The sequence below is a fragment of the Fluviicola sp. genome, from assembly GCF_029266855.1.
Classification (GTDB): Bacteria; Bacteroidota; Bacteroidia; order Flavobacteriales_D; family Crocinitomicaceae; genus Fluviicola.
On sequence record NZ_JAQSWB010000013.1, the window covers coordinates 21,298 to 47,102 of the forward strand.

Genomic DNA, 25,805 nt, shown 5'->3' on the forward strand with positions numbered 1-25,805 from the left:
GCTTTCTTATATCAGTTTACGATCTGGTCGTACTTTTCTTTGAAATCCGGGTTTCCTTCATACCATTGGGCAACTTTACCCATGACCGCTTTTGCTTTGTCCGGTTGTTTACCTGTAAGATAGCACTCAGCTGTTTGAATAACTCCCATCATCAGTAAGTCTTTCTCTGCTTTGGACCATTCGGAAATATCTGTTACGGTCTTCAGCATTGTTTCAGCTTCCTTCCATGCAGTATTTGCGCCTCCTTTATCGGCATTGCGATACTTACAAACTCCGTCCAGGTATTTTGCTCCGATACTGGTCAGGTTGATCTTGTAATACTTAAGTACCCACGTTGCAGCTTTCTTATAGTCAGGAGCCTCAATTTCATTTCGGATAGTTTCAACCAGGCTGTTTTTGAATTCATCATAGAATTCAGCATATTCACTCTGAACATCACCTGATTTATCGTATTTGATGCTTTTACCGACTTCACCGATCGCTTCTTTGTAAGCATTTTTATATTTTTCATCATCAGAACCACTCAGGGAAACTTTGTAAAGACCTCTTCCCATCCACATGTGCGGCAAGGCGTCACTCTTTGTTTTGTCGCTCATGGTATATTTTTCAGATGCGCGAACTAGTTTTTCATAGTCACCATCAGCATAAAGGATACGTAAATCATCATATTCCGGTGCTTGTGCAACCAGTAATTTGGTAGTAAGTAGAGCACCAATCAGAACAAGCTTTCTCATAAAATTTAATTTCGTTGAAGGGGTAAAACCAATAACTATGCCGAATGTACGAAAACTTTAAATAAAAGTTTCGTTGATGGCTTGAAAATGAATTTTTCAACCGCTTACTTTCTTATTTCTGGCAAACCCGGTTTAATTATTATCGGATGATGAGTTTACTTGTGAAAATTTCTTTGCTGTTAAGTGTCTATCTCCTGGCCGGACTCTCTTGCTCTTCCAAACCTAAATAACATGCTTCCATAAAAGCGATATCCGATGTTTCAATAAGCGGGTTAAAGGAACTCCCGCTTATTCGGCACTTTGAATCAATAGCTCCAGGATTTTCTGTGCAGCCTTTGAAATCTTTGTTCCGGGTCCGAAAACTCCGAAAACCCCTGCATCATACAAGAAATCATAGTCCTGTGCAGGGATTACTCCTCCTGCTACAACCATGATATCCGGACGCCCAAGATTCTTTAATTCTTCAATAACCTGGGGAACCAATGTTTTATGTCCTGCAGCCAGCGATGAAACGCCCAATACATGCACATCGTTCTCAACCGCTTGTTTGGCTGCTTCTTTCGGGGTTTGGAAAAGTGGTCCTATGTCTACATCAAAACCAATATCCGCAAAAGATGTGGCAATTACTTTTGCCCCGCGATCGTGACCATCCTGGCCCATTTTCGCAATCATGATCCGCGGTCTTCTGCCTTCCAGTTTTGCGAAGGATTCAACCAGGGTCTTTGCTTTTTCAAAATCTTTATCACTCATACTTTCAGCCGAATAAACTCCGCTGATTGAGCGGATGGTTGCCTGATGTCTTCCAAAAGTGGTTTCCATTGCCTGAGAAATTTCACCCAGAGAGGCACGTTCCCTAGCGCATTCAACAGCGATCTCCAGCAAATTCCCATTCCCTGTCCGTGCTGCCTCCGCTAGTTTTTCCAATGCAGCTTTTACGCGCTCCGGATTACGGTTTTCACGTAAAACTCTTAGGCGCTCCAATTGTGATTCACGCACTTTGGTGTTGTCAACTTCAAGGATGTCCATTGGCTCCTCTTTTTCCAGCTGATAACGGTTTACACCTACAATAATATCTTTCCCGGCATCAATGCGTGCTTGTTTGCGTGCCGCAGCCTCTTCAATGCGCATTTTTGGAATCCCGGTTTCAATAGCTTTAGCCATTCCGCCCAATTCTTCCACTTCCTGGATCAGTTTCCAGGCCTCATCCACCAGCTCCTGTGTCAGTTTTTCGACATAATAACTTCCGCCCCAAGGGTCAATGATATCTGTCATTCCTGTTTCCTGCTGAAGGTAGATCTGGGTATTCCTCGCAATTCTGGCAGAAAAGTCGGTTGGAAGTGCAATTGCTTCATCCAGTGCATTGGTGTGCAGTGATTGGGTTCCCCCGAATCCCGCTGCCATTGCTTCTATACAAGTTCTTGCAATGTTGTTGAACGGATCCTGTTCAGTTAAACTCCAGCCTGAAGTCTGACAATGTGTTCTGAGTGCAAGTGATTTTTCACTTTTAGGATTGAATTGTGCTACCAGTTTCGACCAAAGCAATCTTCCGGCGCGCATTTTAGCGATTTCCATGAAATGGTTCATCCCAATTGCCCAAAAGAAGCTTAAACGCGGAGCAAAACTGTCTACGTCCATTCCGGCATTGATCCCGGCTCTTAGATATTCCAATCCGTCGGCCAGTGTATATGCCAATTCGATACTCGCCGTTGCACCTGCTTCCTGCATGTGGTAACCGGAAATCGAAATGGAATTGAAACGCGGCATTTTCTCAGCAGTGTAAGCAAAAATATCCGCAATGATTTTCATCGAAGGAGCAGGAGGATAGATATAGGTATTCCGCACCATGAATTCTTTCAGAATGTCATTTTGAATGGTTCCGGAAAGTTCTTCTTGTTTTACGCCTTGTTCTTCCGCAGCCACAATGTAGAATGCCATAATTGGAATTACCGCTCCGTTCATAGTCATGGAAACAGACATTTCATTGAGCGGAATCTGATCGAAGAGAATCTTCATGTCCAAAATGGAATCAATTGCCACACCGGCTTTTCCCACATCACCTACAACGCGTTCGTGATCCGAATCGTATCCGCGATGGGTTGCAAGGTCAAAAGCAACAGAAAGTCCTTTTTGTCCTGCCGCCAGGTTTCTTCTATAGAATGCGTTTGATTCTTCTGCGGTGGAAAATCCGGCATACTGACGAACCGTCCATGGACGAATCGCATACATGGAACCATAAGGACCTCTTAGAAATGGTGCTTTACCACTCACGAAACCTAAATGACTGATTTCTTCCAGGTCACTTTTAGTGTAATATGCCGCCAGTTGTATTTTTTCAGGAGTTGAAAAAACACCTTTCTCAGCTGATCCCGAAAGTGTATCTGCATTTAAGGATACTTCTTCAAATGATTTACGGATACTCATAGGGCTTGTTCTAAAATTAGGGGCTTCAATTCATTCCAGCACACAGGAAGTTCCGTCCAGTTATTGGAGATCTGTTCCGGGTTGGAGAAGATGTTGATGCCGATTCTCTTTTCCGTTTTATCCCGGATCTCTGAAATACGCATTGCGGCTTTTTCCTGAATTTCAGCAGTAAGCGATTTCCTTACTTCCGGGTTTGAAATACTCCCGTTTCGTTCGATCCATTGGAAAGAGCTCCATGCGCGCTCTGCAATGGTTTCTGTTAGGGAATCCAAAGCATAGGAACCACCTGCCGGATCCAATACAACCTGCAGGTAAGATTCTTCTTTAAGCAGGAGGGAAATATTTGTTGCCATCCGTCGCGTAAAAGAAGTATTCGGATTCGTTGAATACCAATCGTAAGGCTGAATATTCAAATGCTGAATACCACCCAAAACAACCGACATCGCTTCAGTGGTCTGACGCAACAAATTCGTGTGCGGATCTTTCAGGCTCGTATTTAAAAATCCGGAACGGGCTGTGATCGTAGCTGCCAGGGAACAGGTGTGCTTGGGTGAATATGCTGAAACAATCTGTGCCCAGCACGTTCTGAAGGCTCTTATTTTTGCTAATTCGAAAAAATATTTACTTCCGATACCAAAGGTAAAATGAATTCCGGCAGCTGCAGTGTCGCAATCCAATCCCAGGTCCAATTGTTTTACCAGTAAATCGTGGCCTTCTGCCAATGCAATGCTCAGTTCCTGCCAGCTTGTTCCGCCGGCTTGCTGAACCGATGAAGCGTCCACATGTAAAAGTTTTGCTTTCGGGTTGCGGCTTGAATTGACTGACTTTAACAGCTCGTCGTTGTCAGCATATTCGATCAGGACCGGGGCTTCTTTTACAAAATCCAGGAACTGGGTAATCTGCTCCAGGCTTTTCGCTTTAAAAGTGGTGTGAATAAATGACAAGCCCACTTCATTCAGCAGAACAGCGAAATCGATCGGTTCGGAAGTACTTGCTTCCAATACCAGGTGATCCGTTCCCGCCATCAATGCAGCAATGATCTCCTTATTGGTTTCTTTTACATCCGAAATCCGGAAGGAAGTTGCAATTGTCCAATCGTTGTTTTTAGGTTGAATTCCTCTTGTATACGGAGCCAAACCGGGATCGGAAAAATCACTCGTATGATCTTCGGAATGAAAATAACTTGGGAAAGTAATCTCTTCAACGCGATTGATCTTGTTTAATGTATCGATCGATTCACCCTTCAGTTCCTTTTTCAGGATGGCGATCCACTCTTCTTTGGAGCTTGCCTGGAAAGATGAGAATAAGTCATTCATGTTTTATTCTTTTATGTATCTAATAGATCCTGATCCTGAACAGCAGGTGCGGGTTCAGGTTGATTTTTCTTTGCAAATAAAATATAGACGGCTGTGGATAACATTGCTGTCAGAACCGGAGCCACAATAATCCCGATTGCAGGAATTTTTATCATCAATGTAAAGATTCCGCCGGTGATAAGCATGTAACTCATTTTGGAAAAGCCCAGCCCCCAGCTTTTAAAGAAGTTGAGGCCATAACGTTCCATGCTGTAATCGTAGAAAGAAAAGCCAACGAAAAAGGATGCAATTAAAAAGAATATGGTTTCTCCGATAAAATCAGGTACAAATAATAATGAAAGCACCCACCAGATTCCCAGGAAGATGTATTCCAGCAGCAAGGCACTTAATACAATGAGAATCATTCTCAGGAAATCATTCAGGAGCCTTACCAAATCAAACTTGTATTCTTTCCCCGTGAGGTAGCTGTCGAATTTCTCTGAAAGAATGCAGTTCACGGGTGAAAGCACGACCAGGATAACAAACTTATAGAACTCAGAAACGATCAGGTCGAAAATACTGAAAACACCATCTGCCAGCCAGGATATTGCCGATCCGACAACAGGTACATCATCTGCCACATGGACAACAGCTAAAACACGCTGAGCCTGCCACTGAAAGTAGAGATAAATCAATCCGACAATTAATCCGGGAATGAAAAACCACAAAAACTTCCCTTTCAGTAATGCTTTTGCTACCTGCTCTATTCCTGTCCAATGATCTTTAAAAGCTTGAACCATGTGTTTTTTTATTTCGAATTCAAATATACAAAGAATGTAGAATGAAGAATTAAGAGTTGGATATCTCTTATCATTATGAATTCATTATATTTGGAATTGGCATATAAATTGTAAAACGCTTTTAATAAAAAAGGGAAATATGAAAAATTTAGCATTGATTCTAATCGCAGTTGTAGGGACCTCTGTTGCAAGTTATGCACAGGATGGAACAAAGAAACAAGAGCCGAAGAAAAAAACCGAGACTAAAAAGAAGGTTACATCCGAAAACAAGAAAATAACACCTCCTGTTAAGAAAAACTAACAAAAAACCCGGTCATTGAGCAGAGTCGAAATACCGGGTTTTTTGTTTTATATAATCCCGAATTGGGTAAAGTGATGTGTCAGGTGTTTCTTATTCAACAAATCCCACTGCTCGTAATTCAGTGGCCCATAATAGGCATGAACTGTTTTTAGTTCCGGGTTTCCGGCAAATAATTCCTGGAATTCTAGGTAAACATCTACAAATTCATCAATAGCCAGTTCCAGTTCTTCATGACGCAGTGGAGTACCTTCTTTGGCAAAAGGAACTTCCATGTTCTGAGCCATTGGTTTGTCGGTATAAAGGAAGGCCACCATACGTTCCACCTTTTCTTCCGGGATGAGCAATTGCTGCGGTTTTTCTCCTGTCGCAATCCGAAGTGTATCGGTTAAATGCTCTACCATTCGCTGCGCAGACATTTTTCCCCATGCAGGTTTTGCTTCTGGAGTCAACTTATTCAAATGTGCAAGCACGGTTTCTAAATCGGTTTCAATAAACATGTTCATCTGTTTTAAGTTTCAAACTTGCGAATTCTAAATATCCTTTCCCGCAAAGCACTGAAAGACTTGCCGGAATGATTTCTATGTTGATCTCTTTTCTTACTTCAAAGGGTTCACCATCGTAATGCGCCAGGGGAACCTCCAAAATGATGCGTGCTTTCCTGAAAGGAATGATGCGGATATACCTGGAGCCTTCGATCTTTTTAAAGAAGAACCTGCCGATTACACCCATTGTCCTCCACCACGAAAATTTACTCAAAAGCACCAGCTCCATCTGCCCGTCGATCACATTCGATTTGGGTGAAATACAAAAGCCGTTTCCAAATTCGGAGGAATTGGCCAGGGAACACAGCAGGAAATTACCCTTGATCTGCTCATCGGGTAAAATGATCTTCATTTTAGGAGGTTTATAAGAGAAGTATTCTTCGTAAACCAATTGAGTATATCCCCAAAAACCGCGAATGTGGTATTCATCAAAACGCTTTGCAATAAAGGCATCAAATCCGTAACCGCCAACACCCAGAAAAGGCTTGTCGTTTGCCAGCCCGGTATCCATCCGGATGCTGTTGAGTTCATTGATGTTTTGAATTGCCAGAGGAGTTTTTAAAGGAATTTTGAGATGTCTCGCCAACCCGTTTCCCGATCCTGTAGGGATGATCGCCAGGTGGCATTTGGTGCCCACCAAAGCTGTTCCCACTTCGTGAACGGAACCATCTCCGCCAACCGCGCACACAATATCGATTCCTTCCCGCGCGGATTCTTCGGCAATGGATTTGGCGTGCTGCTTGTACTGAGTAATTGCGATATCATACTCAAAGAGGTCATGATTCAGGTGCTCCTCGATCATTTGAGGAACCCTGGCCTTCTTGACCCCGCCCGAAATGGGATTGATTATGAACCGAATTTTCTTTTTCATCGTACAATCGTCTGATTATGAATTAAATCATGATTATATCTCTGAATAATGGCCTTCAAACGCCTTGCCATCTTTTCCGCCTCCTCTTTTTGAGCAGGTAACAGGTTTTTAGGATTCTTGGTGCGAATGGTGAAGTTGACCAGGCTTTTAATTTCGTCATTGGAATAGACCAGGAGTTTATTTCCCCGGAAATAGTAATATGCACCTTCCAAATAAGTCACTGCTTCCCGGGGCTCTTTTGAAAAGTAGCTGTTCCCGAAACTGTAATAATTTGTCTTAATATTGACCAGGTCCAAAACGGTAGGCATAATATCGATCTGCTGGAAAATGGCTTTCTCTCTTTTACGTGGCAGTTTTCCGCTTGGATCATAAAATGCGATCGGGATGCGGTACATTTCTGTTCGCTGATTGTAGATCTCGCTATTACTGGAAGGCGTATGGTCGGCAACAATGACGAACAGGGTTTTCTTAAACCAGGGTTCTTTTGCCGCCTGTTCGAAGAACTTACGCAGACTGATGTCGCCGTAATGAATGCTTTTACAAATAGGGTGCGGACCTTTCTTTACCACCGAACGCCACTTTTCCGGAACAAAATAAGGATGGTGGGATGAAAGCGTGAACAAGTTCGCCATGAAAGGTGCCTTCATTTTTGTAAGCTGTTTTGCTGTCCACGGGTTAAAGTATTCATCCAGGATTCCCCAGGTTTTGTCAAAATGCTTGTCGTTGTTGTATTCAAAGCGTCCCACATATTCTTTATAGCCCAACTGGGAAGCAAAACTATTGAAACGCATGGATCCGTTTGTGGCACCGTGATAGAAAGCAGTGCTGTAACCGTTCTTTGCCAGGATATTGGGTAAACTCTGCACCTGGTTGTTGCAGTAAGCCGATGAAATGTAGGGATTATCCATTAAAGTAGGGATGGAAGCAGAAATAGTAGGTACCGCTTCAATGGACTTCTTCCCGTTTGAAATCCCATATTCGAAATACCAGCTCTGATCCAGCAGGGAATCCAGGTATGGAGTATAAGAAACACCGTTATTGAACTGGCCAACCCACTCATTCCCGAAGCTTTCCAGCATGATGATCATCACATTGGTTCCATCCGGAAGGATGTGTTGTGGGTGACTGCTCCTTTTCGGGTTGAATAATTTATCCAGTTCTTTTTCAGAATAATAATGCTGTTCCACCAAATCATCTTTCCCGATGGATTTAAGCAGGGTGAAAGCCGAATTCAGAACCAGGGCCGAATTTTCAGGTTCCGTATAAAGTGTTGCGTCGATAGAAGAGATTGGTCTTAAGCCAAAGCCACCCCTTCCGATCAATATAAACAAGGGCACTACAATGAAAAAGACAACGATCTCCTTACGCAAACTGCTTTTGGTTTCACTTTTCAGTCTTCTCAAGCCGGTTCTTTTATACAAGCGGGCCAATAAAACAGTTCCGGCTATGAAGATCAGGATCAGCATCCAGTAATCTGAAATAAAGCTTGTGAGCAGCTGCCCCACATCATTTCCTGCCGAAACAATCACAAATAAATCAGCAGTGGAGCGCTTGAGAGTAAAGTTGTAATAGGCCGTATCCATCAAATTCAATGCAACGATCAATAAGGTCGGGATAAAGAATGTGAGGCCTTTAAGAAAACGGATAACCCAATTATGTTGCCAATTCAGCGGCAATAAACTGAACACGATGAAAGGCATGAGCAACAGGCCGAGGGTTGATAAATCAAACCAAATGCCGGCCAGCCAATCTGTGAAATGCACGTGAGCAAAGGAATCCAGGTTGAAGAAATAGAATACAATCCGTGTAATGGTCATCAAGAGCAAAAGAATCCCGATTCGAAGCAAAAGGCTTTGCAGGGTTATGGGGAGAGCATTACACAGTTTTTTCAACATAGTACAAAAATAAGGAACCTTTTTGAGGTAGGTGTTGTGTTTATGTTACTTAAAAATAGATAGAATTTCGAAAACTGGCAGGATATTGAACCACATACGTACATAAGTCACATGCTTCTTAGGCTTCCCAAAAGAACAAGAAATGTCATTCAACTGTTTTTTCCAGGCATCTGCTGCATATATGGCTATTAACATCGCCCGGGGGATATCTCATTTGCTTGTCCTGAAAGTGGAATTCAATAATCAATAACTTTATGGTATGAAAAAGTACCTCATCCCTTTTAAGAACAAATACATTCTTGCATTATGCATTTTCATGGTGTACAATTTGTTCCTGGATGAAGTAGATATCTTTACGATCATTAATCAAAACAAGAAACTCTCGGAATTGCGCTCAGCACAGTCCGAAATGAACCTGAAGCTGAAGGACACGAAATACATTCTCTCCCAGATCAAAGATCTTTCTTACCTGGAAAAACTGGCCCGGGAAGATAAACTTTTCAAGAAAGACAACGAAGATATTTTTGTGATCACTTACAAATAATCCTTTTACTCCCAGCCCCGGTGACTGAGCGTTGAAAACCTTGACCGAAGCTTCAGTGGAAGTCGAAGGCACTAATCCAGTTCCGCAATCTTGGGTTTCTGATTGAAATACTGCTGTTCCTGGTAATTCACCACTTTTACTCCCGGAAAATAATACAGGGCAATTTGGACATAGTTAAATCCGAACTTAGCCATTTTCATTGCTCCTTCCTGGCATAAACCAACTCCGTGGCCGTAGCCGCGCCCTCTTAAAACCACATCCGTTCCTTCCGGATAGCAATTAAAGAAAGTCGACTTGAGCTTAAAATGCTCCCGTATATCCCGAAGCGGAATTCCCAGCCAGGGATATTGATAAAACGCACATCTCTCGGGTTGATTGAAAGTACAGATCATTGGTCCCAAAACGGAATCGTTTACCGGATAATGAAAATTGCTTACCAGGTACTCCATCCACTCCACTTGCGGAATTCTTCTTTCCCAGGTTGCCTGCTTGGTATAAATGCAAAAGGTATCCTTGAAAGTGCTTAAATAAGGGATTTTATTATTCCATACATAATCCGGTTCTGAGGTCTGTCCGCCACAATTGGCATGAAAATAGGCATCCACCAGGTGATTGTGCTGATCCACCATAACCATCCCTTCCGTTTTTAAAACTGCCGAATCGATCATTCGGTTTAAGCGCAATTGATTATGATAAGCCTGGCAATGAGTTCTATCACACAGATCAAATCCTTCTTTCTGATGTCTCGTTTTGTACTTCAAAGCATAAGTTCTGCTCATCAAAGCCTGGACTTTGTAGTATTCGATCTCTTTTCCGCCTCCGCCTTCTGATTCCACAACCCCGCTCAAGTAATTATTGACGTCGACCATGTTAACGATGGTCAGAGCACCATTTTGAACGGTAATCTCCACATCATCCTTGTATTTCCGTTCTTTTACAACCGGGTTTTTTGTGGAATAAACAAGAGATTGATTCAGTTTCGTTGCAACCAGCAGGACTTTTGAAACAAGAGCTACTTCGCTCACACCGACTTTCAGTGAGATCTGATTGTTTCCTGCAACTGAGATATCGACAAATTCACTTGGTAAAAGCGTTGCAAAATGAGTGGTATCTCCAAAAACGTTGTAACTTCCGTCGGAATAGGCAAAGACGATTCGTTGAACGGAATAATCGCGCAAAACACCTATTCGCATCTGCTGGGCAAACACAAAAAACGGAAAAATAAACCCTATGAGCACGAAGAAGCGCAACATCCTACAAAATTAGTTTCGTACCAGACTGAAATCGGCTCGAACTCAAATAGTTTTCAACACCGATTGTGCAACTTTTCTGGATGCACCCCCTTTTCCCAGCATTGCTTTCAATCTGGAATAATCTTCCAGAACCTGGGTTCGTTTGTTTCCGCCTTCAATAACAAGGGATAACTCTTTAGCTAAACGTTCCGTAGTGCAATCGTTCTGGATCAGTTCGGTAACTGCTTCCTTATCCAAAATAAGATTCACCAGTGAAATGTATTTCACATTGACCAATCTTTTTGCAATCTGGTAAGAGATCGCATTTCCAATATAACACACTACCTGCGGTATTTCGAACAAGCCGGTTTCCAGGGTAGCAGTTCCGGATGTCACTACCGCAGCCTCCGATTGTTGCAACAGTGGATAGGTTTGCCCGTAAACTACATCAACCTGCTTGTCTCCGATCAGCTCCTTGTAAATTGCAATGTCCATATTGGGCGCACCTGCGATCACGAAGTGATACTGAGGGAATAAGTCTACCAGAGGAAGCATCACTGGTAATTTTGTTCTCAGTTCCTGTTTCCGGGAACCGGGAAGCATGGCAATGATCGGTTTGTTTCCGGCAGAGATCTTCAGTTCCTGTTTCGGAAGTTCCCGGTATTGTTCTATTTCGTCCAGCAAAGGATGTCCTACATACTCCACATCGTAGTGGTACTTTTGGTAGAATGCTTCTTCGAAAGGAAGGATACAATACAATTTGTAAACATCCCTCTTAATCTTATGAACCCGGTTTTCCTTCCAGGCCCACACGGTAGGAGAAATATAATAGTAAACCTTGATATTATTCTTCTTCGCCCATTCGGCAATTCGCATATTGAATCCCGGGTAATCGATCAGCAAAAGCGCATCCGGCTGGAATTTCAAAATATCTTCCTTACAAAACCGGATGTTTCTTAAGATCGTGGGCAAATTCATTAATACTTCTACAAAGCCCATAAAAGCCAGTTCACGAATGTGTTTCGCCATCGTTCCGCCAACTGCCTGCATCTTATCACCACCCCAAAACCGGATATCCAGGTCGGGTTGCTCGGCATACAATTCCTTCATGACGTTGGACCCGTGCAAATCTCCGGAGGCTTCCCCTGAAATGATATATAGTTTCTTGCCCATTAACGAATCAAATTGACATATAAAATGAACGGCAGGAATAAAGCAGAACCAATGATGATTCCGCGAGCCAGGTCATAACGTTCCTTGTTCAGGAAAATATAAAACCAAATCAAATTCGGGATGATGGAAAGCGAAATAAATTTGCTCATGACAGTCAGATCAATAAAAAACTTACTCCACAAAGCGGAAAAGTAAAAGTTCTGAGCCCATGCAATAACTACCATTGTAAGCGGCACAATGATCATCGGAGATAATAAACCGATTAACATTCCTACGGTAACTCGTGAGTTCCAGGTAAATTTTCTTTTCATTAGAATACTTTTTTTAAGCCCGCAATCGTTTCGTGAGCTGTTAAATCAAATTGGGTCGGTACAATCGTTGCAAAACCCTGATCCAGGAAATACAGGTCCGTATCTGTTGCATCTTCCCTTGAATCGAACGTTCCGGTAAGCCAGTAATAAGGTCTTCCGAACTGATCTATGCGCTTATCAAAACGGTCTTCCCAAAAGGCATATGCCTGTCTGCAAACTTCCGTTCCCTTTAATGCTTCAGCCGGGCCTTTCGGGATGTTTACATTTAAACAAACCCCTTGTTTCAATCCGTTACTCAATACCTTCGGAATAATTTCTTTTGCCACAGCCATCGGGGCAGAAAAATCTGCATCCAGGTCAAAATCACCGTACGAAAAACCAATACTCGGAATGTGTTCCATCGCTCCCTCAACTGCTGCAGACATGGTGCCTGAATACAGCACATTTGTAGAAGAATTTAATCCGTGGTTGATTCCTGACAAGATTAGGTCCGGTTTGCGGTGCAACACTTCATAAACTGCCAATTTCACGCAGTCTACCGGTGTTCCGCTGCACGAATACGATTCTATTCCTTCAAAAATATCCGAACGAAGCAATCTCAGCGGGTGAGAAATCGTAATTGCATGTCCCATTCCGGATTGAGGTTTGTCGGGAGCTATTACGACAACATCTCCGAACTCCCGGGCAACAGCGACTAATGAGGCTATTCCTTTTGCGTGAAGGCTGTCATCGTTGGTAACAAAAATGAGCGGGCGATTTGAATTTTCCATTGAAAACAAAGATACATTTTTAGTTTCTCACAAGTTTCAATGGAAATGCTAAAGTTTTAGAAAGTAACGGTAAGACTATAGACCAAAGACATTAGACTTAAGGCAAATTTCTGTCTTTCGTCTTTCGTCTTTCGTCTTATGTCTTTTAGTCTATCACAAAACTCACAATTTTCTTTCCCCTGCTTCCGACCACGATGCGGTTTCCCCAGGCAACAGGTGAAGATTCCCAGACACAGTCGGTTTTTCGTTTCACAATGATTCTACCGGTTAAACCGTCAATCAAATAGATCGTTCCATATACATCCGTGAAAAAGACAGTGCAATTCCCTTCTTTATCATATAAATCAATTGGTGAAGCCCAGCTGTAGTAATCCATCGGAATCGAGAATTTCACTTTTCCGGTACGCTTATCAATTGCGACGAATTCTCCGGCCAAACTTCCGTTCACCCGTGAGAAAATACCATAAACCAAATGAGCAGCTTTCTTCTTACCGGGTAAAACAGAGGCCAAAACACCTCCGGAATTAACTCTTCCATTCAGTTTCGTGTTGGTGGACTTGCGCCTTACATCCCACATTTCTTTTCCGCTAAGTCCATCAATTTTGCGAATATGTGCCGTTCCGTTTTCCCCCTGTTTATCCACTTCATTTCCAATATATAAAAAGGGATGATTGTCCTCCTGCAAATCAACGACCATCGATGCATCCGTGTCATCATAATTATCAAGATACCAAACCGGGCGCATGGTCATCAAATTCATACAGAACACATTTCCGCCATTGTCACCAAACCAGCCCAGGTTGTTCCACGCTCCAAAACTGGATTCGATCCCCAAATCCGGATGTTTCTGAATATGATAATTAAAGATAAAAGGAGATGGAATGATTTCCGGGTCTGAAATCTTTGTTTTGTAAATCTGTCCGTTTTCAGCCGGGTGAATCCAATAGCCTGTTTTAGCATCGACCAGGGAATTACTGTCAAATGCTCCCCAGCTTCTGCGGGCCTTCGGATCCAATCCATTCCGAAAGAAAATCTCCTGACCCGTAAACATGTTGAAAATATAAGAACCAAAACGTTCTCCATTTTGAATTCCCTGTCCCACATAAAGCAAGCCATTCATTCGTGGATCAACCGAAACAGTTCCTTTGATCGGATTTTCAATGCTCACATGCGGCCTAGTGGCTTTCCCGGTTTTCCAGTCGATAAAATAAATATCCCCGCACAGACTTCCAACAATCACTTCCCTGAAATTTGATCGCTTTAAGTAAACATCTTCGATCCCATAAAGTCTTTCAGCAATTTCCCGGGGCCATTTCACAACCAGGGGTTGACCTGTCCAGCCCGAACCGCCACCCCAAGAACCGTATGCTGTTGTACGTCCATCGTAACCTGTTGTGAACTCCCAATCCAGGCGAATATCGTGAGGCTGCCCTTTTAACAGTCCACGGGTTGGAGCATTGCGCTGTGCATTTCCCCTGAAACAAAAAATCCCATTGCGGGAATTATAATCATCCGTAAATAAAATTTCCTCTTCAGGATCGTGTGATTCAGCATTATAGATCTTCTGATCAAACATCGAAATATCCGATTCTTCCGGGTACTGAACTTTCCAAACTGCACCTCCATCCAGGATGTTCTCAACAAATTGGGGCAATATCCGCACTCCAGGTTTTACATAATGCAACGTAATACCAGTTCCCAGGTAACCGACCAGAAAAACAATTCCGTAAGCAACAAATAATTTAAAGGCTCTGACCACCTTACAAATTTCGTTCATACAACTTGTCAAATCCAGGCGATCCCGAATAGTTATACAATTTCGATTGTTGATGGATATACAACGGAGAAATCTTATAGCTCCTCCTCTTTTTCCCACTCCAAAGGGGGAAACTAGGATTCTCCGTTAAACAATAAAATCTTGCTTCGAAAATTTAGTCTGATTATTATTTTTCTTCTTCGGAAGAGCGGTTAAAAGCTCCCCCTTCGAAGGGGGAACTAGATTTCACTTCAAAACATTCCCGAAATTTCCCGAATTTGAGTTAAACTTGCAATTCACAATTCTTACAAATTATGCTTACTCCGGAGTCAGATAAAAAATTATTCCTCTTAGATGCTTTCGCCTTGATTTACAGGGCTTATTTTGCCTTTGCAAAAAATCCAAGAGTGAATTCAAAAGGACAAAATACTTCTGCGGCCTTTGGTTTTACCAATGTTCTGATTGATATTCTCAACAAAGAAAAACCAACCCATATAGCAGTCGTTTTTGATCCTCCGGGAGGAGCAACCAACAGAAATGTCGATTTTGCTGCCTACAAAGCGCATCGTGAGGAAATGCCGGAAGACATCCGGAATATGATTGAACCGATCAAACGAATTATTGAAGCATTCCGCATTCCGATGTACGTTGTAGACGGATACGAGGCTGATGACCTGATCGGTACTATGGCAAAAATGGCTGAAAAAGAAGGCTTCATCACCTACATGATGACTCCTGATAAAGATTTCGGTCAATTGGTAAGTGAGAATATCTTCATTTACAAACCCGGACGTGGTGGAGATCCCGCAAGCATTATGGGTGTAAAAGAAGTCTGTGAGAAGTTTGAAGTACAAAACCCGCTACAGGTAATCGATATACTTGGATTGTGGGGAGATGCTGCCGATAACATTCCGGGAATTCCGGGAGTCGGAGAAAAAACAGCCAAAAAACTGATCGCCGATTACGGGTCAATGGAAGGCGTTTTTGAAAACGTGGAAGATCTCAAAGGAAAAATGAAAGAGAACATGATCAATTTCAAGGAACAGGGAATTGTTTCCAAAATCCTTGCAACGATCATTTTGGATGCACCGGTTGAATTTAATCCGAAGGAACTGGTATATGAGGAACCAAATAAGGAACTGATCTTAGAAATTTTTACGGAACTCGAATTCCGGAATTTGGCCAAGCGGATAACGGGTGAAGAAATCGTTGTTACATCGGCTGGAGTTGATCAGAACGGTCAACTGGATCTATTCGGAACACAAAGCCTTGTCGACGTTCAGCAAGCCCAGCCAACAAGTGGCGTAAAGACCATTGCAACAGAAAAGCCTTCTTATCATTTAGTTACTTTGCCAGAAGAACGTAAAGCTTTACTGACTAAATTATTGAACGAAAAATCCGTATGTTTTGATACGGAAACAACCGATATCAACGCGCTTCATGCCGACCTTGTCGGAATGTCCTTCTCATACAAAGAACGTGAAGCCTATTATGTTGCAGTTCCGAAAGACCGTGAAGAAGCACAGGCAATCGTAGACGAATTCAAACCCTTTTTTGAGAGTACAACGATCGAAAAGATCGCTCACAACATGAAATATGACATCCAGGTATTGCATCGTTACGGAGTTCGGTTTGACGGACCTTTGTTCGATACCATGATCGCTCATTATCTCATTCAGCCCGAATCCAAACAGGGAATGGATTTCCTGGCAGAATATTACCTGAATTACACGCCGATCAGCATAGAAACATTGATTGGAAAAAAAGGAAAAGGACAGGGAAACATGGGAGATCTTCCGCCGGAAGCGATCAGCGATTACGCCTGTGAAGACGCCGACATTACCTTCCAATTAAAACAATTGTTCGGCCCACAGATCGAAAAGGATCATTTGAAAAAATTGTTCTACGAGATGGAAATGCCCCTGGTATCCGTTCTTGCAGAAATGGAAGAAGAAGGTGTGGCAATTGACATTCCGCATTTGGAAGCTTATTCCAAGCAATTGGCAGAAGAAACAGCGGCTTTGGAAATCCGGATCAAAGAATTGGCCGGAATGGATTTCAATGTCGATTCCCCGAAGCAACTGGGCGATGTTCTATTTGAGCATATGAAGATTTCTTCCAAGGCGAAAAAAACCAAAACAGGTCAGTACGCCACATCCGAAGACATTTTACAGCAACATAAGAACGATCACGAGATTATCCCATGTATTTTGGATTACCGTCAAATGAAGAAGCTCAAGTCCACTTACGTAGATCCGCTTCCGACTATGAAAGATCCTGTTGACGGACGGGTACATACAAGTTATATGCAAACGATCACCGCAACCGGTCGATTGAGCTCCAATAATCCGAATCTTCAGAACATTCCAATTCGCAGTGAACGCGGGAAAGAAATCAGGAGAGCATTTATTGCGCGTTCGGAAGATTTCCAATTGATGTCGGCCGATTATTCTCAAATTGAATTGCGGATCATTGCTGCTTTGGCAAACGACACCAACATGATCCAGGCTTTTAAAGACAAATTGGATATTCACCGGGCAACAGCTGCAAAAGTATTCCATGTTGACTTGGAAGAAGTAACGAAAGATCAGCGGAGTGCTGCAAAAGCAGTAAACTTCGGAATCATTTACGGACAGTCGGCATTTGGCTTATCCCAAAACCTTGGAATTAGCAGAACGGAAGCAAAACAGATCATCGATGCTTACTTTGCGCAGTATTCTACGATCAAAACCTACATGGATAAAGCAGTAAAAGATGCACGAGAGAACGGGTATGTGGAGACGATCATGCAACGCCGTCGCTACTTGCCGGATATCAATTCGGCAAATGCTGTCGTAAGAGGATTTGCAGAACGAAATGCGGTCAATGCACCTATCCAGGGTTCGGCTGCCGATATTGTAAAACTGGCAATGGTAGCAGTGAGTAAAGCAATGAAGGAAGCAAAGGTTCAATCCAAGATGATCCTGCAGGTGCACGATGAATTGGTATTCGATGTACATAAAGACGAACAGGAAATCATGAAAGCCCTGGTGAAAGAAGCGATGGAAAATGCAGTTTCCTTATCTGTTCCGATGGAAGTGGAAATGGAATTGGCTGACAATTGGCTGGATGCACACTAGGTATTGACTTTTAAGATGGGACAAAACGAATTAAAGCATCTACAGGATGTATGGGATAAGACTCAAAAAAGGGCTGTTGAAAATACAGAGTTTCCCTTATTGAAGTTTGAAGATATTACATCCAAAATAATCAGCTTGGGTCCGTTTTATTATTATATCATCGATTTTTATGATATGTCGTTGTCACAAGTCAGTCAATCTATCCAGGATATTCACGGCTTGAATCCCGATACCGTTACTTTTGGGGATATCCTTGCCACCATTCATCCTGATGACATTTCATATGTTCAAAAAACGGAGGCCGCTGTTGCAGAATTTTATTACACCAATCTGAAGCCCGATCAATTGCTCCGTTATAAGATAAACTATTCCTTTCGAAGCAGAATGGCTGACGGGACCTATGCCTTATTAAACCACCAAGCTATTTTGCTGACCCTGGACAAAAACGGCGGATTCGGAAAGTCTTTAAATATCCACACACGCATTGATCATATCAATTCAACTAACAATTTCACATATTCACTGATCGGTCTCGAAAATGAACCTTCATTCATGAACAGGAGTATCAAACAGCCTACTACCGGACTTAGCAGGCGGGAAATCGAAATTGTGAAATTAATCGGATCAGGGATGGACAGCTCCCGGATAGCAGAACTTCTGTTCATAAGCCCTAAAACAGTCAAAAAACACAGAAGCAATATTTATAAGAAATTAAACGTCAAAAATACCGGTCAGGTAATCAAAGAAGCAATGCTTGCCGGTCTGATCTAAAATACTCCTAAAGGAGTATTTTTTTTGATTATAGACTGGGGTAATTTTGATTTTTACTCTTGACTGGAATTTTAACTTGATGAATAAGATTTTACTTTGCTTTATTTTGGTGATTTCACACACCATTTATGCGCAATCGCCAACGTACGAAGAAACTGTCAGTTACATTATTCAAAACACCAAAGGAAGAATGATGTATCCCGGAGCTCTTGATGCTTACAGCAGATCGAAGGGGTATTATCTGAAGGATATCAAGATCGAACAGAATGGAAAGATCGAATTGATAACCGATCAAAAGGTTTTTGACGGTGGCTTCAATATCATTTTTAATATTTTCGATTTAGTAGAAAAAGTAGACTATCCTGATGGGATCAGGGCATATAAATTCCTGGTCCACTTCAGCGGACTGAATGTTTCTGAGGGTTACGGAATCACCTTTGCAACAGACGCGGATGCACAGAAAGTTGCCCGCGCGTTCAGGCATTTAAAAACGATGTGCAAACAAGATGACGATCTGTTTGCCAAGCCAAGCGGAGAAGATAAAAAAAGCCAGTTGAGCAAAGAAGAAACAGAAGTCTATATCCGCAAAAAACTGAATGAATGTGTGAATGCCACCTATTACAAAGGTTACATTACAATCAAAAAAAATGAGATTACCATTGATGAGAATAACAAAGTAACCTATACATTACGTCGTGATTATTTTAGAAATGACGAACAGTATACCAGTGAATTCAATTTGAACCAAATCAGTAGTATTGTTCCATTAAATAATGATTCGCTTATTGTCGGAGGGTTAAGAATTATCTTTAACTCAAATGTTTGTAAAACAAGTGAATTCATTCAGGGAGAGTACTCAGTCAAAGAATGGGGACATGGATATTATAATGTCTTCGGAACTTATGTAGACCAATACATTGATGTTCAAAAATACGGTACGCTCAAAAATGAGACAAGTTATAGCAACGAAATCACCATCTATTTTTCGAATACAGATTCTGCAAACTTTAACCGTATCAAAAAAGCATTCGAACGTTTGAAATCATTATCCGCAGATGAAAAGGATCCATTCGATGATTAACCAATAGCATAATTCATTACCCTACCTAAATGGGGCGTTTCTGTTTTTCTATGAAACGCCCCTATTTTTTGGAATAACTGTCAGAATCTCTCTACCCGAACAGTTTTGAAACCGTTTTGCGTTTGAACTTTCATCAGGTACAATCCCTTTTTCAAACTGCTGATATCCAAAACCACTTCGGATTGGTTATTAACCGTTTTCACATAAACTGCTTTACCGCTCAAATCTGCCAATTCAATTCGCTGAATCTCTGAATCTGAATTTTTTACGGTCAATTTCCCATTACTTGGATTTGGATACACTTGAATTTGTGTTGTTTTATTTTCATTCAACCCGAGTCCTGAAGAACAATTTGGATTGATATCGAATGCTTCAATCTGATCTGAGCGGTCGTCCGAACTTCCCTGGCTGGCAGAATATCCCAAACCTCTGCGTGCAAACACTTCCCAGATCAAACACTTGTTTGCTCCACCGTAAAGTACCTCATCAGCTGCTAAAATCCCATCGCGTCCATCTACAAATCCGGGTGCACAAGCCGTTAATTTCAAACCTTCGATCACCAGGCTCATTGCAATGTTATTTCCCCCTGTTCCGGTTTTGATATTCGGATCAAAGCCATATTCATCGATCAATGCCCAATTCAAATCCCACAGCATAGATGCCCAAACGAAACCAATCCCATGAGGCTGGCTTAAGGAATTACTATTGGTATTCCCGTAAGTATAATCATTGATAGCAAAATCCGCCGAATAGCGTGCAGGTCGAATTCCACCACCGTTGTTAGGTTCATTCGTTACGTATGTTCCAACACCTCTTCCGTCGGCAGCCTGGTCTGAAGCAACCTGTGTAATCATCAACCCGAACCAATCAGACCAACCCTCGCCCATTTGCTCGGCATTGTATAAGCAATCCGTGTTATCACCTCCGCCAACCAGGCGATTGGAAATTCCATGACCGTATTCGTGTGCAATAATCATATTGTCAAAATCCGAATCGGTAGCTGTCAGATCACCCGGATTTACAATTGTTCCGTTTACAGTATTTCCCAATACCATTTGATTCACGAATAAATCTCCGTTTGGTTTTGAAACCATAATAGAAGGAATAGCGGTAAAGGAGTTTCCTCCCATGGCCTGAGTGCTTGTTCCCGAATTATTCATAACAATTACAGCAACTGCTCCAAAAAGCTCACAAGCTTCCACTTTTTCAGCAAAGGTACAGTTGCCTCTGCGTACCAATGCAATCTTACCTGCAAGTGCTGCTCCATTTGTAATCATTCCACACCCATCGGTTGTATCTGCTCCATCGTCGATCACCAAAACAAGATCTTCTGTTAATGGTGTCATTGGAACCGGTGGTCCGAAACCAGCAGTAGAACAGGAATAAGCTCCATCAATTGCAGCGGGAGCATTAATCGTCAATAAATCCGGAACATTGCTTTCTGTCCATAAGTACATCTGCATCCGCGGATTAAATCCATCGGGTGGTGTTCCGAAATTTGCATTATTGGTTCCACTTCCGTCCTGCGCATCAGCCATTACCTGGTCCTGGCCCAATGCCGATCCGGAATAATTTGTTTCCTGGAAGTTTCCGCTTTCCTCATCAAAACCATAATGTGCCCAAATGTCGTGCATCATATTGTTCATATAGAACAGGTTGGTAATTACTGCATCCAGGTTTCCCTGCACACCGAGCAATGAGTCGTATGCAAAATTAAAATCAAGGCTTGCTCCGCCATCAGGTGAATAACCTGGTATATCGTCATTATCAATATCATCGGAAGCGTAGACATTATTCCCTCTTGTGATCGTGTATTCGTCACCGGTAATTCCGTCCGTATCGTGCCACCCAAAAGGAGAATAAACAGCATCCGAAGGATTCGTTGCCAACACCCTGTTTCCGTGTGCGGGACTGATATTCGGCAATGCGTAAACCATATATTGATCTGCTCCCGGAGGCGGGGGCGGAGCCATCATCGTTTGAGCAGACTGATGACTTTCATCCGCGCAATGCTCTACAGTACAATGTGAAATCCAGTCATTCTGAAAAACCACTTCACCGGTCTCCGCATTTAATCTCATCGACCACCAATGTTCCGATGCGAGCGGATAAATACTTAAATCCCATAAATACATTAATTGTCCCTTGTATTCACCAAGAACCAATTTTACCGGAATGTTTTCTTTTGAAATTCCCCCTTTGGCAAAAAGAAAGGTGTTCTCGCTCTTACTCAGCTGTTTCATATCAACAGCCGGAATATTTAAATGCTTCAGAGCAGCATTTACTGCTTCTTCAGCACTCAATGCCGATTGATTTGCCGGTTCTGTTATCGAAACAAAATTTGTTGTAACGTGAATTACCTGATTGTTTTTAATGGTTACGATTCCAAACCCGTCAATAAGGGGAATCCCGTTCTTTGTTTGACGGATTTTCAAATGTTTGGTATTCGCAGATTTTGATGAAGCTTTCGAAACAAATTCAAGATTTGAAAAATCAGCAGATTTTAAATTCCATTGACTTGCATGTTCCTGCAAATACCTTTGAATGGAAACTAATTCGCTTTGTCCGAAACCGCAGTTTAAGACCGTAAGGAATAAAAAAGAGGAGAGTAGCCTTTTCATTTTCAGTTTTTTAAGTTGTCAATGTACAAAAAAAGACAAGAAAAGCGAATAAAAACAACTCCTAATAATTTAACTGTCAGCCTCATTGATTTATCCGAGACAATACCTGGTTAAAAGAGACCTCAAGGGATTGGTATATCGAAACTAATACCCCAGTTCCCATCCGCGCTGCTTCATAACCCGGTGAAAGGTCACCAGATCCTGCCCGTTTGGAATTTGTGCATACGTGTTTTTAAAACGAACATGGTTCTTCTCCATGGATTCAACTTCCAGGCCATAAGGAAAAAGGAATTCGTTACCCGACTCCTGAACAGTTTCCAATTCCTGCAAAAATCTTCTTAGCAAATTCACTGATTCGTTATCCGACAATTCAAAATCCGCGGCTTTAACGGAAGTAAAGAAGTGCATTTCCTGTTTTGCTCTTGTCAATAATACATTCAGTCGCTTATGCCCGTTACTTTGGTTCAAAGGTCCGAAGCGCATTTGAAACGACCCCTCCGGATTTCGCGCATAACCCAAACCGATGATCAAAACATCTGCTTCATCACCCTGCACATTTTCCAGGGCCTTAAAGAAAAGTGTGTTCTCATCTTGTTTGAGCGTAATCAGATTTTGCACTCTTGGTGAACATTCTTTCCAAATTGCCTTTAGCTGTTCTTCGGAGAAAGCAACAATTCCCACCGTTTTCTGATCCCAATTACTGAAACTTTCCAAAAAACCAGCAAGTGATTCCGCCTCCGGTTGATTTCTTCGCTCATCAAAAACCCCACTTTCAACGTAGTGGTGAAACAAGACTTTCTTTTGCTGCGGGGAAGGATAAACAATCAATTCGTCCTTGTAAAAATGCTTATTTGAAAACCTGATCAGTTCGATGTGTTCAGACCGGTAATGATGGTGTAAGGGAACCCGCTCAAAATAAAACGAAGCCTGGTGCAGCAAATCGTGAAAACCAAAATTTTTCCCGAAGTAATTGGATGGAGCCATTTGCTGCTCATCTCCTGCCACCAGTGCCCTTTTGGAACGGAATAAAGAACCCAGCGCATTTGGAAGCGGAAGCTGGCTGGCCTCATCAAATAGAACCAAATCAAACAACTCCATTTCCAAGGGAAAATGATCTGCTACCTGATTGGGTGTTGCCAACCAAATTGGTATAAGCAGCTGAACCCATTCTTTTGCATCACTGGCAATCAAATTCCGGATAGTGATATGATTCCTGGACTTCGCAAATTCTCTTACCAAGAGAGCTTTTCCTTTTTTTAAACGGGCTTTGAATTCCTTCTGAACTGCCGAAAGTTTTTGGCTTGGAGTCCTCAGCAATTCTTCCAACTCCGTAAACCGCTTCCGGATCTGAAAACGAAGTGAATCAGCAAAATCAGCAAACTCCTGATCCTCTGTCCGGATCAGTTCATCCAAACGTTCATGAAGCGAAGCTCCCGAGAACTTCACGATCTCCGGATTAAGCGATTCAATTTTCTTTAACGAACTAAACAAGATCAGCGATTGCAAAGCTTCCCAGGAATTGACCTCATCCAATAATCCGAAAAAGAAACGCGGGATTTGTTTAAGATCTTCATAAACGGCACTTAATTCAATAAATTCGGATTGCTTTTGAGTCAAAAATTCAGATAGAACGACCTCGTTCTTTAGTTCGAAATAACGGACCAGGGATGACTTTAAGTGATTTAATTCCGAACCGCACGCAATAATCGTCAGGCGTTCTTCACTGCTCCAGGCCGCAATTTCACTCAGCAGAGAACCGCTTTCTCTTTCCAGACCTGCAGCATAATGCAGTCCCATTTCCAGAGCATATCTGTCAGTATCCAAACCTAACTCATTGAAATAAGATTCCAGCTGCCGGACTTTATCCGCTTCCTCCAAATAATTTTTCCAGTTTGCAAGTGCAATTTCCGGCAAGACCGAAGGATCATTCAACAACCTTCCAATAGCTTTTTTGCGTTTTCGAAGCTGAATCCAACTAGCGGCCTGTTCCCACGATTCCAACTGACTTTTGGAAGGAAGCTGTTTCCAAATTTGGTTCTCCTTTTCAATCAGCACCATTCGATCCTGTAATTCCTTTAGCAACTGGACCTGTTTTTGAAACTTCTTCCATTCCCTGGGTTTCAAAATCAGTTGGCTGTATGCTTTGTAATTTTCATTTTCAACCAATTGGCATCGTCCCAAAACAGCAATCAATTTTTCCAAATCCCCAAATGAAACCAAGCCGTCCAATTTAGCCTGCAAGGAATATAAACTTTTCAGGCAGGTTTTGATCAGCTGATCTCCGTTCCATTGCTCAAAAAAAGCAGGTTTTAATCCTTTCAGTTTTGAAAAACCATTGAGCCGAAGATCCAATTTTCGGATAAGCGCTTTATTTTTCAGCCATTCATCAAGGCCTGGAGCCAAGCTCGAGAAACGTTCACTGGTAAGCGGAGTTTCCTGAAGCAAGTCCTGTAATTGTTTATATGAAACCCCCGCAAAATAATCGGGTGTATTTAAGCGGTCAAGGAGTAATTGCAGGTTGGCATTCAGTTGTTCCGAAAGTCTGAGGTTTTTCCCCGGAGGAACATCGGTGCCTTCCAATACCTGCCAAGTATTTTTTAACCGGGCCAATAAATCCTTTGATTTCGTTTGACTATGCACCACAAATGCGAAAGGATCCAAATTCAATTCGGAAAGCTTTTTAACCAAAACATCCAAAGCCACCCGTTTTTCAGAAACCACCAATGTTTTTAACTCGCCTTTTAACGATTTACCCAAAATATTGATTAAAACTTGCGATTTACCAGTTCCGGGAGGACCTTGTAGCAGTACATTCTTCTTACTCAAAACCGTGAAAACCCGCTTTTGATCTGCATCGGCAGGATAAATCAGATCGGGTGACAACTCCATTTTTTCCGGTTCTTCAAAATCATTTCCCAGCAGTTGCTGAACAAGAATATTTTTTCTTTCGGACTTTTCAATACCCTCCAATTCTCTCAGCATATGAAAACGGTGATAATGGAAGTTCCCGATAAAGATTTCACAGGAGAATATCGTCTCTAAATTTAACTTTTCGAATTGTCCGATGACCCAATCCAACTTTTCCTGCAAATCCATATCGGCAGGAATTGTATCGAGTGATTCATTATTCAGTTCAGAATAAAGGAATTTGATATACGGATTAATTTCAATGGCTTCTTCATCCAATTCCATTTGAAGCGTATTGCTGACCCGGGAATACTCCCAGTTCAGCGGCACGATCAATAAAGGAGATTTTAATGTCCCGTTTTGAAGTGTTGAAGTAACTGTTCCGAAGACCAGGCACAAGGAATTTACATCAGACTCGAGGCGGAACTTCGCAGCATTCTGCCAAACAGGTTTCCAGTTCCCTTCAGGCTTCACCTTGAATTTATCCTTTGGAAGTTCATCCAGGCGAATCAATGAATCCTCAGCTTCCATTAGGTTTACCAGCATATCCGTTTTGGGCATGTCCGATAGGGCATGAATAAAATCGCTGATATTTGTCTGTGAGTAACTCATTGAATTGCTTAGCGAAAATAGTGAAAAGGAAGGAACTTGACATTTTCAA

19 protein-coding genes are annotated in these 25,805 nt (G+C 42.1%); 5 read left to right on the top strand and 14 right to left on the bottom strand.

Annotated elements, in window-relative coordinates; translation table 11 throughout:
* Positions 1–11: 11 nt before the first annotated feature.
* From K0S23_RS18190 to K0S23_RS18205, 4 genes are all read right to left on the bottom strand, one after another.
* Positions 12–734: a hypothetical protein gene (locus K0S23_RS18190; RefSeq protein ID WP_300360287.1), complete on the bottom strand. Its 723-nt coding sequence runs from the start codon at positions 732–734 to the stop codon at positions 12–14.
* Positions 735–1,022: 288 nt separating this feature from the next.
* Positions 1,023–3,155, bottom strand: coding sequence for a methylmalonyl-CoA mutase (gene scpA, locus K0S23_RS18195; RefSeq protein WP_300360288.1), 2,133 nt, complete (start codon positions 3,153–3,155; stop codon positions 1,023–1,025).
* Positions 3,152–4,471, bottom strand: a complete 1,320-nt coding sequence (locus K0S23_RS18200; protein ID WP_300360290.1) for a methylmalonyl-CoA mutase family protein — start codon at positions 4,469–4,471, stop codon at positions 3,152–3,154. The genes scpA and K0S23_RS18200 overlap by 4 nt, the downstream gene beginning before the upstream one ends.
* 11 nt (positions 4,472–4,482) lie before the next feature.
* Complete coding sequence (locus K0S23_RS18205) at positions 4,483–5,250, bottom strand: hypothetical protein (protein ID WP_300360292.1); 768 nt, start codon at positions 5,248–5,250, stop codon at positions 4,483–4,485.
* Positions 5,251–5,389: 139 nt separating this feature from the next.
* Between K0S23_RS18205 and K0S23_RS18210 the strand changes: the two genes are divergently transcribed.
* Positions 5,390–5,551 (top strand): hypothetical protein, encoded by a 162-nt coding sequence (locus K0S23_RS18210; protein WP_300360294.1) that lies wholly within the window; start codon positions 5,390–5,392, stop codon positions 5,549–5,551.
* 47 nt (positions 5,552–5,598) lie between these two features.
* Here the strand turns inward: K0S23_RS18210 and K0S23_RS18215 are convergent, their stop codons facing one another.
* The 3 genes from K0S23_RS18215 to K0S23_RS18225 are packed head-to-tail and all read right to left on the bottom strand — an operon-like array spanning position 5,599 to position 8,859.
* Positions 5,599–6,048: a DUF1569 domain-containing protein gene (locus tag K0S23_RS18215; RefSeq protein WP_300360296.1), complete on the bottom strand. Its 450-nt coding sequence runs from the start codon at positions 6,046–6,048 to the stop codon at positions 5,599–5,601.
* On the bottom strand, positions 6,038–6,964 hold the full coding sequence (locus K0S23_RS18220) for a diacylglycerol kinase family protein (protein ID WP_300360298.1): 927 nt from the start codon (positions 6,962–6,964) through the stop codon (positions 6,038–6,040). Before K0S23_RS18220 ends, K0S23_RS18215 begins: the two co-directional genes overlap by 11 nt.
* A complete protein-coding gene (locus tag K0S23_RS18225) occupies positions 6,961–8,859 on the bottom strand; it encodes a sulfatase-like hydrolase/transferase (RefSeq protein ID WP_300360299.1) in 1,899 nt (632 codons plus the stop codon). The genes K0S23_RS18220 and K0S23_RS18225 overlap by 4 nt, the downstream gene beginning before the upstream one ends.
* Before the next feature lie 259 nt (positions 8,860–9,118).
* Here K0S23_RS18225 and K0S23_RS18230 point away from each other — a divergent pair, with 259 nt between their 5' ends.
* Entirely contained in the window at positions 9,119–9,403 is a 285-nt protein-coding gene (locus tag K0S23_RS18230; RefSeq protein ID WP_300360300.1) for a hypothetical protein, read from the top strand.
* Between the two features lie 71 nt (positions 9,404–9,474).
* Here K0S23_RS18230 and K0S23_RS18235 read toward each other — a convergent pair whose 3' ends face one another.
* The 5 genes from K0S23_RS18235 to K0S23_RS18255 all read right to left on the bottom strand — a co-directional run bounded on the left by K0S23_RS18235 (position 9,475) and on the right by K0S23_RS18255 (position 14,648).
* Positions 9,475–10,656: a SpoIID/LytB domain-containing protein gene (locus K0S23_RS18235; RefSeq protein ID WP_300360301.1), complete on the bottom strand. Its 1,182-nt coding sequence runs from the start codon at positions 10,654–10,656 to the stop codon at positions 9,475–9,477.
* A gap of 42 nt (positions 10,657–10,698) precedes the next feature.
* On the bottom strand, positions 10,699–11,808 hold the full coding sequence (gene lpxB, locus K0S23_RS18240; RefSeq protein WP_300360302.1) for a lipid-A-disaccharide synthase: 1,110 nt from the start codon (positions 11,806–11,808) through the stop codon (positions 10,699–10,701).
* The gene (locus tag K0S23_RS18245; RefSeq protein ID WP_300360303.1) at positions 11,808–12,119 is read right to left on the bottom strand and encodes a hypothetical protein; all 312 of its coding nucleotides are present in this window, start codon (positions 12,117–12,119) and stop codon (positions 11,808–11,810) included. Before K0S23_RS18245 ends, lpxB begins: the two co-directional genes overlap by 1 nt.
* On the bottom strand, positions 12,119–12,889 hold the full coding sequence (surE, locus tag K0S23_RS18250; RefSeq protein WP_300360304.1) for a 5'/3'-nucleotidase SurE: 771 nt from the start codon (positions 12,887–12,889) through the stop codon (positions 12,119–12,121). Before surE ends, K0S23_RS18245 begins: the two co-directional genes overlap by 1 nt.
* Before the next feature lie 145 nt (positions 12,890–13,034).
* Entirely contained in the window at positions 13,035–14,648 is a 1,614-nt protein-coding gene (locus tag K0S23_RS18255) for a hypothetical protein (RefSeq protein WP_300360305.1), read from the bottom strand.
* Between the two features lie 311 nt (positions 14,649–14,959).
* Here K0S23_RS18255 and polA point away from each other — a divergent pair, with 311 nt between their 5' ends.
* From polA to K0S23_RS18270, 3 genes are all read left to right on the top strand, one after another.
* Positions 14,960–17,764 (top strand): DNA polymerase I, encoded by a 2,805-nt coding sequence (gene polA, locus K0S23_RS18260; protein WP_300360306.1) that lies wholly within the window; start codon positions 14,960–14,962, stop codon positions 17,762–17,764.
* A 15-nt stretch (positions 17,765–17,779) separates the two neighbouring features.
* Positions 17,780–18,535: a LuxR C-terminal-related transcriptional regulator gene (locus K0S23_RS18265; protein WP_300360307.1), complete on the top strand. Its 756-nt coding sequence runs from the start codon at positions 17,780–17,782 to the stop codon at positions 18,533–18,535.
* Positions 18,536–18,614: 79 nt separating this feature from the next.
* Positions 18,615–19,616, top strand: coding sequence for a hypothetical protein (locus K0S23_RS18270; RefSeq protein WP_300360309.1), 1,002 nt, complete (start codon positions 18,615–18,617; stop codon positions 19,614–19,616).
* Between the two features lie 80 nt (positions 19,617–19,696).
* On the opposite strand, the gene K0S23_RS18275 is transcribed toward K0S23_RS18270, so the two are convergent.
* Both K0S23_RS18275 and K0S23_RS18280 read right to left on the bottom strand, forming a co-directional pair.
* A complete protein-coding gene (locus tag K0S23_RS18275) occupies positions 19,697–22,237 on the bottom strand; it encodes a T9SS-dependent M36 family metallopeptidase (RefSeq protein WP_300360310.1) in 2,541 nt (846 codons plus the stop codon).
* Positions 22,238–22,381: 144 nt separating this feature from the next.
* Positions 22,382–25,756 carry an ATP-binding protein gene (locus K0S23_RS18280; RefSeq protein WP_300360311.1) on the bottom strand — a complete coding sequence of 1,125 codons (3,375 nt, stop codon included), beginning with the start codon at positions 25,754–25,756 and terminating at the stop codon, positions 22,382–22,384.
* Positions 25,757–25,805 lie beyond the last annotated feature (49 nt).

Bases quoted from the DNA above. Each gene is read 5' to 3' on its own strand.
- K0S23_RS18190 (WP_300360287.1), bottom strand. From the start codon at position 734: ATGAGAAAGCTTGTTCTGATTGGTGCTCTACTTACTACCAAATTACTG.
- scpA (WP_300360288.1), bottom strand. From the start codon at position 3,155: ATGAGTATCCGTAAATCATTTGAAGAAGTATCCTTAAATGCAGATACA.
- K0S23_RS18200 (WP_300360290.1), bottom strand. From the start codon at position 4,471: ATGAATGACTTATTCTCATCTTTCCAGGCAAGCTCCAAAGAAGAGTGG.
- K0S23_RS18205 (WP_300360292.1), bottom strand. From the start codon at position 5,250: ATGGTTCAAGCTTTTAAAGATCATTGGACAGGAATAGAGCAGGTAGCA.
- K0S23_RS18210 (WP_300360294.1), top strand. From the start codon at position 5,390: ATGAAAAATTTAGCATTGATTCTAATCGCAGTTGTAGGGACCTCTGTT.
- K0S23_RS18215 (WP_300360296.1), bottom strand. From the start codon at position 6,048: ATGTTTATTGAAACCGATTTAGAAACCGTGCTTGCACATTTGAATAAG.
- K0S23_RS18220 (WP_300360298.1), bottom strand. From the start codon at position 6,964: ATGAAAAAGAAAATTCGGTTCATAATCAATCCCATTTCGGGCGGGGTC.
- K0S23_RS18225 (WP_300360299.1), bottom strand. From the start codon at position 8,859: ATGTTGAAAAAACTGTGTAATGCTCTCCCCATAACCCTGCAAAGCCTT.
- K0S23_RS18230 (WP_300360300.1), top strand. From the start codon at position 9,119: ATGAAAAAGTACCTCATCCCTTTTAAGAACAAATACATTCTTGCATTA.
- K0S23_RS18235 (WP_300360301.1), bottom strand. From the start codon at position 10,656: ATGTTGCGCTTCTTCGTGCTCATAGGGTTTATTTTTCCGTTTTTTGTG.
- lpxB (WP_300360302.1), bottom strand. From the start codon at position 11,808: ATGGGCAAGAAACTATATATCATTTCAGGGGAAGCCTCCGGAGATTTG.
- K0S23_RS18245 (WP_300360303.1), bottom strand. From the start codon at position 12,119: ATGAAAAGAAAATTTACCTGGAACTCACGAGTTACCGTAGGAATGTTA.
- surE (WP_300360304.1), bottom strand. From the start codon at position 12,889: ATGGAAAATTCAAATCGCCCGCTCATTTTTGTTACCAACGATGACAGC.
- polA (WP_300360306.1), top strand. From the start codon at position 14,960: ATGCTTACTCCGGAGTCAGATAAAAAATTATTCCTCTTAGATGCTTTC.
- K0S23_RS18265 (WP_300360307.1), top strand. From the start codon at position 17,780: ATGGGACAAAACGAATTAAAGCATCTACAGGATGTATGGGATAAGACT.
- K0S23_RS18270 (WP_300360309.1), top strand. From the start codon at position 18,615: ATGAATAAGATTTTACTTTGCTTTATTTTGGTGATTTCACACACCATT.
- K0S23_RS18275 (WP_300360310.1), bottom strand. From the start codon at position 22,237: ATGAAAAGGCTACTCTCCTCTTTTTTATTCCTTACGGTCTTAAACTGC.
- K0S23_RS18280 (WP_300360311.1), bottom strand. From the start codon at position 25,756: ATGAGTTACTCACAGACAAATATCAGCGATTTTATTCATGCCCTATCG.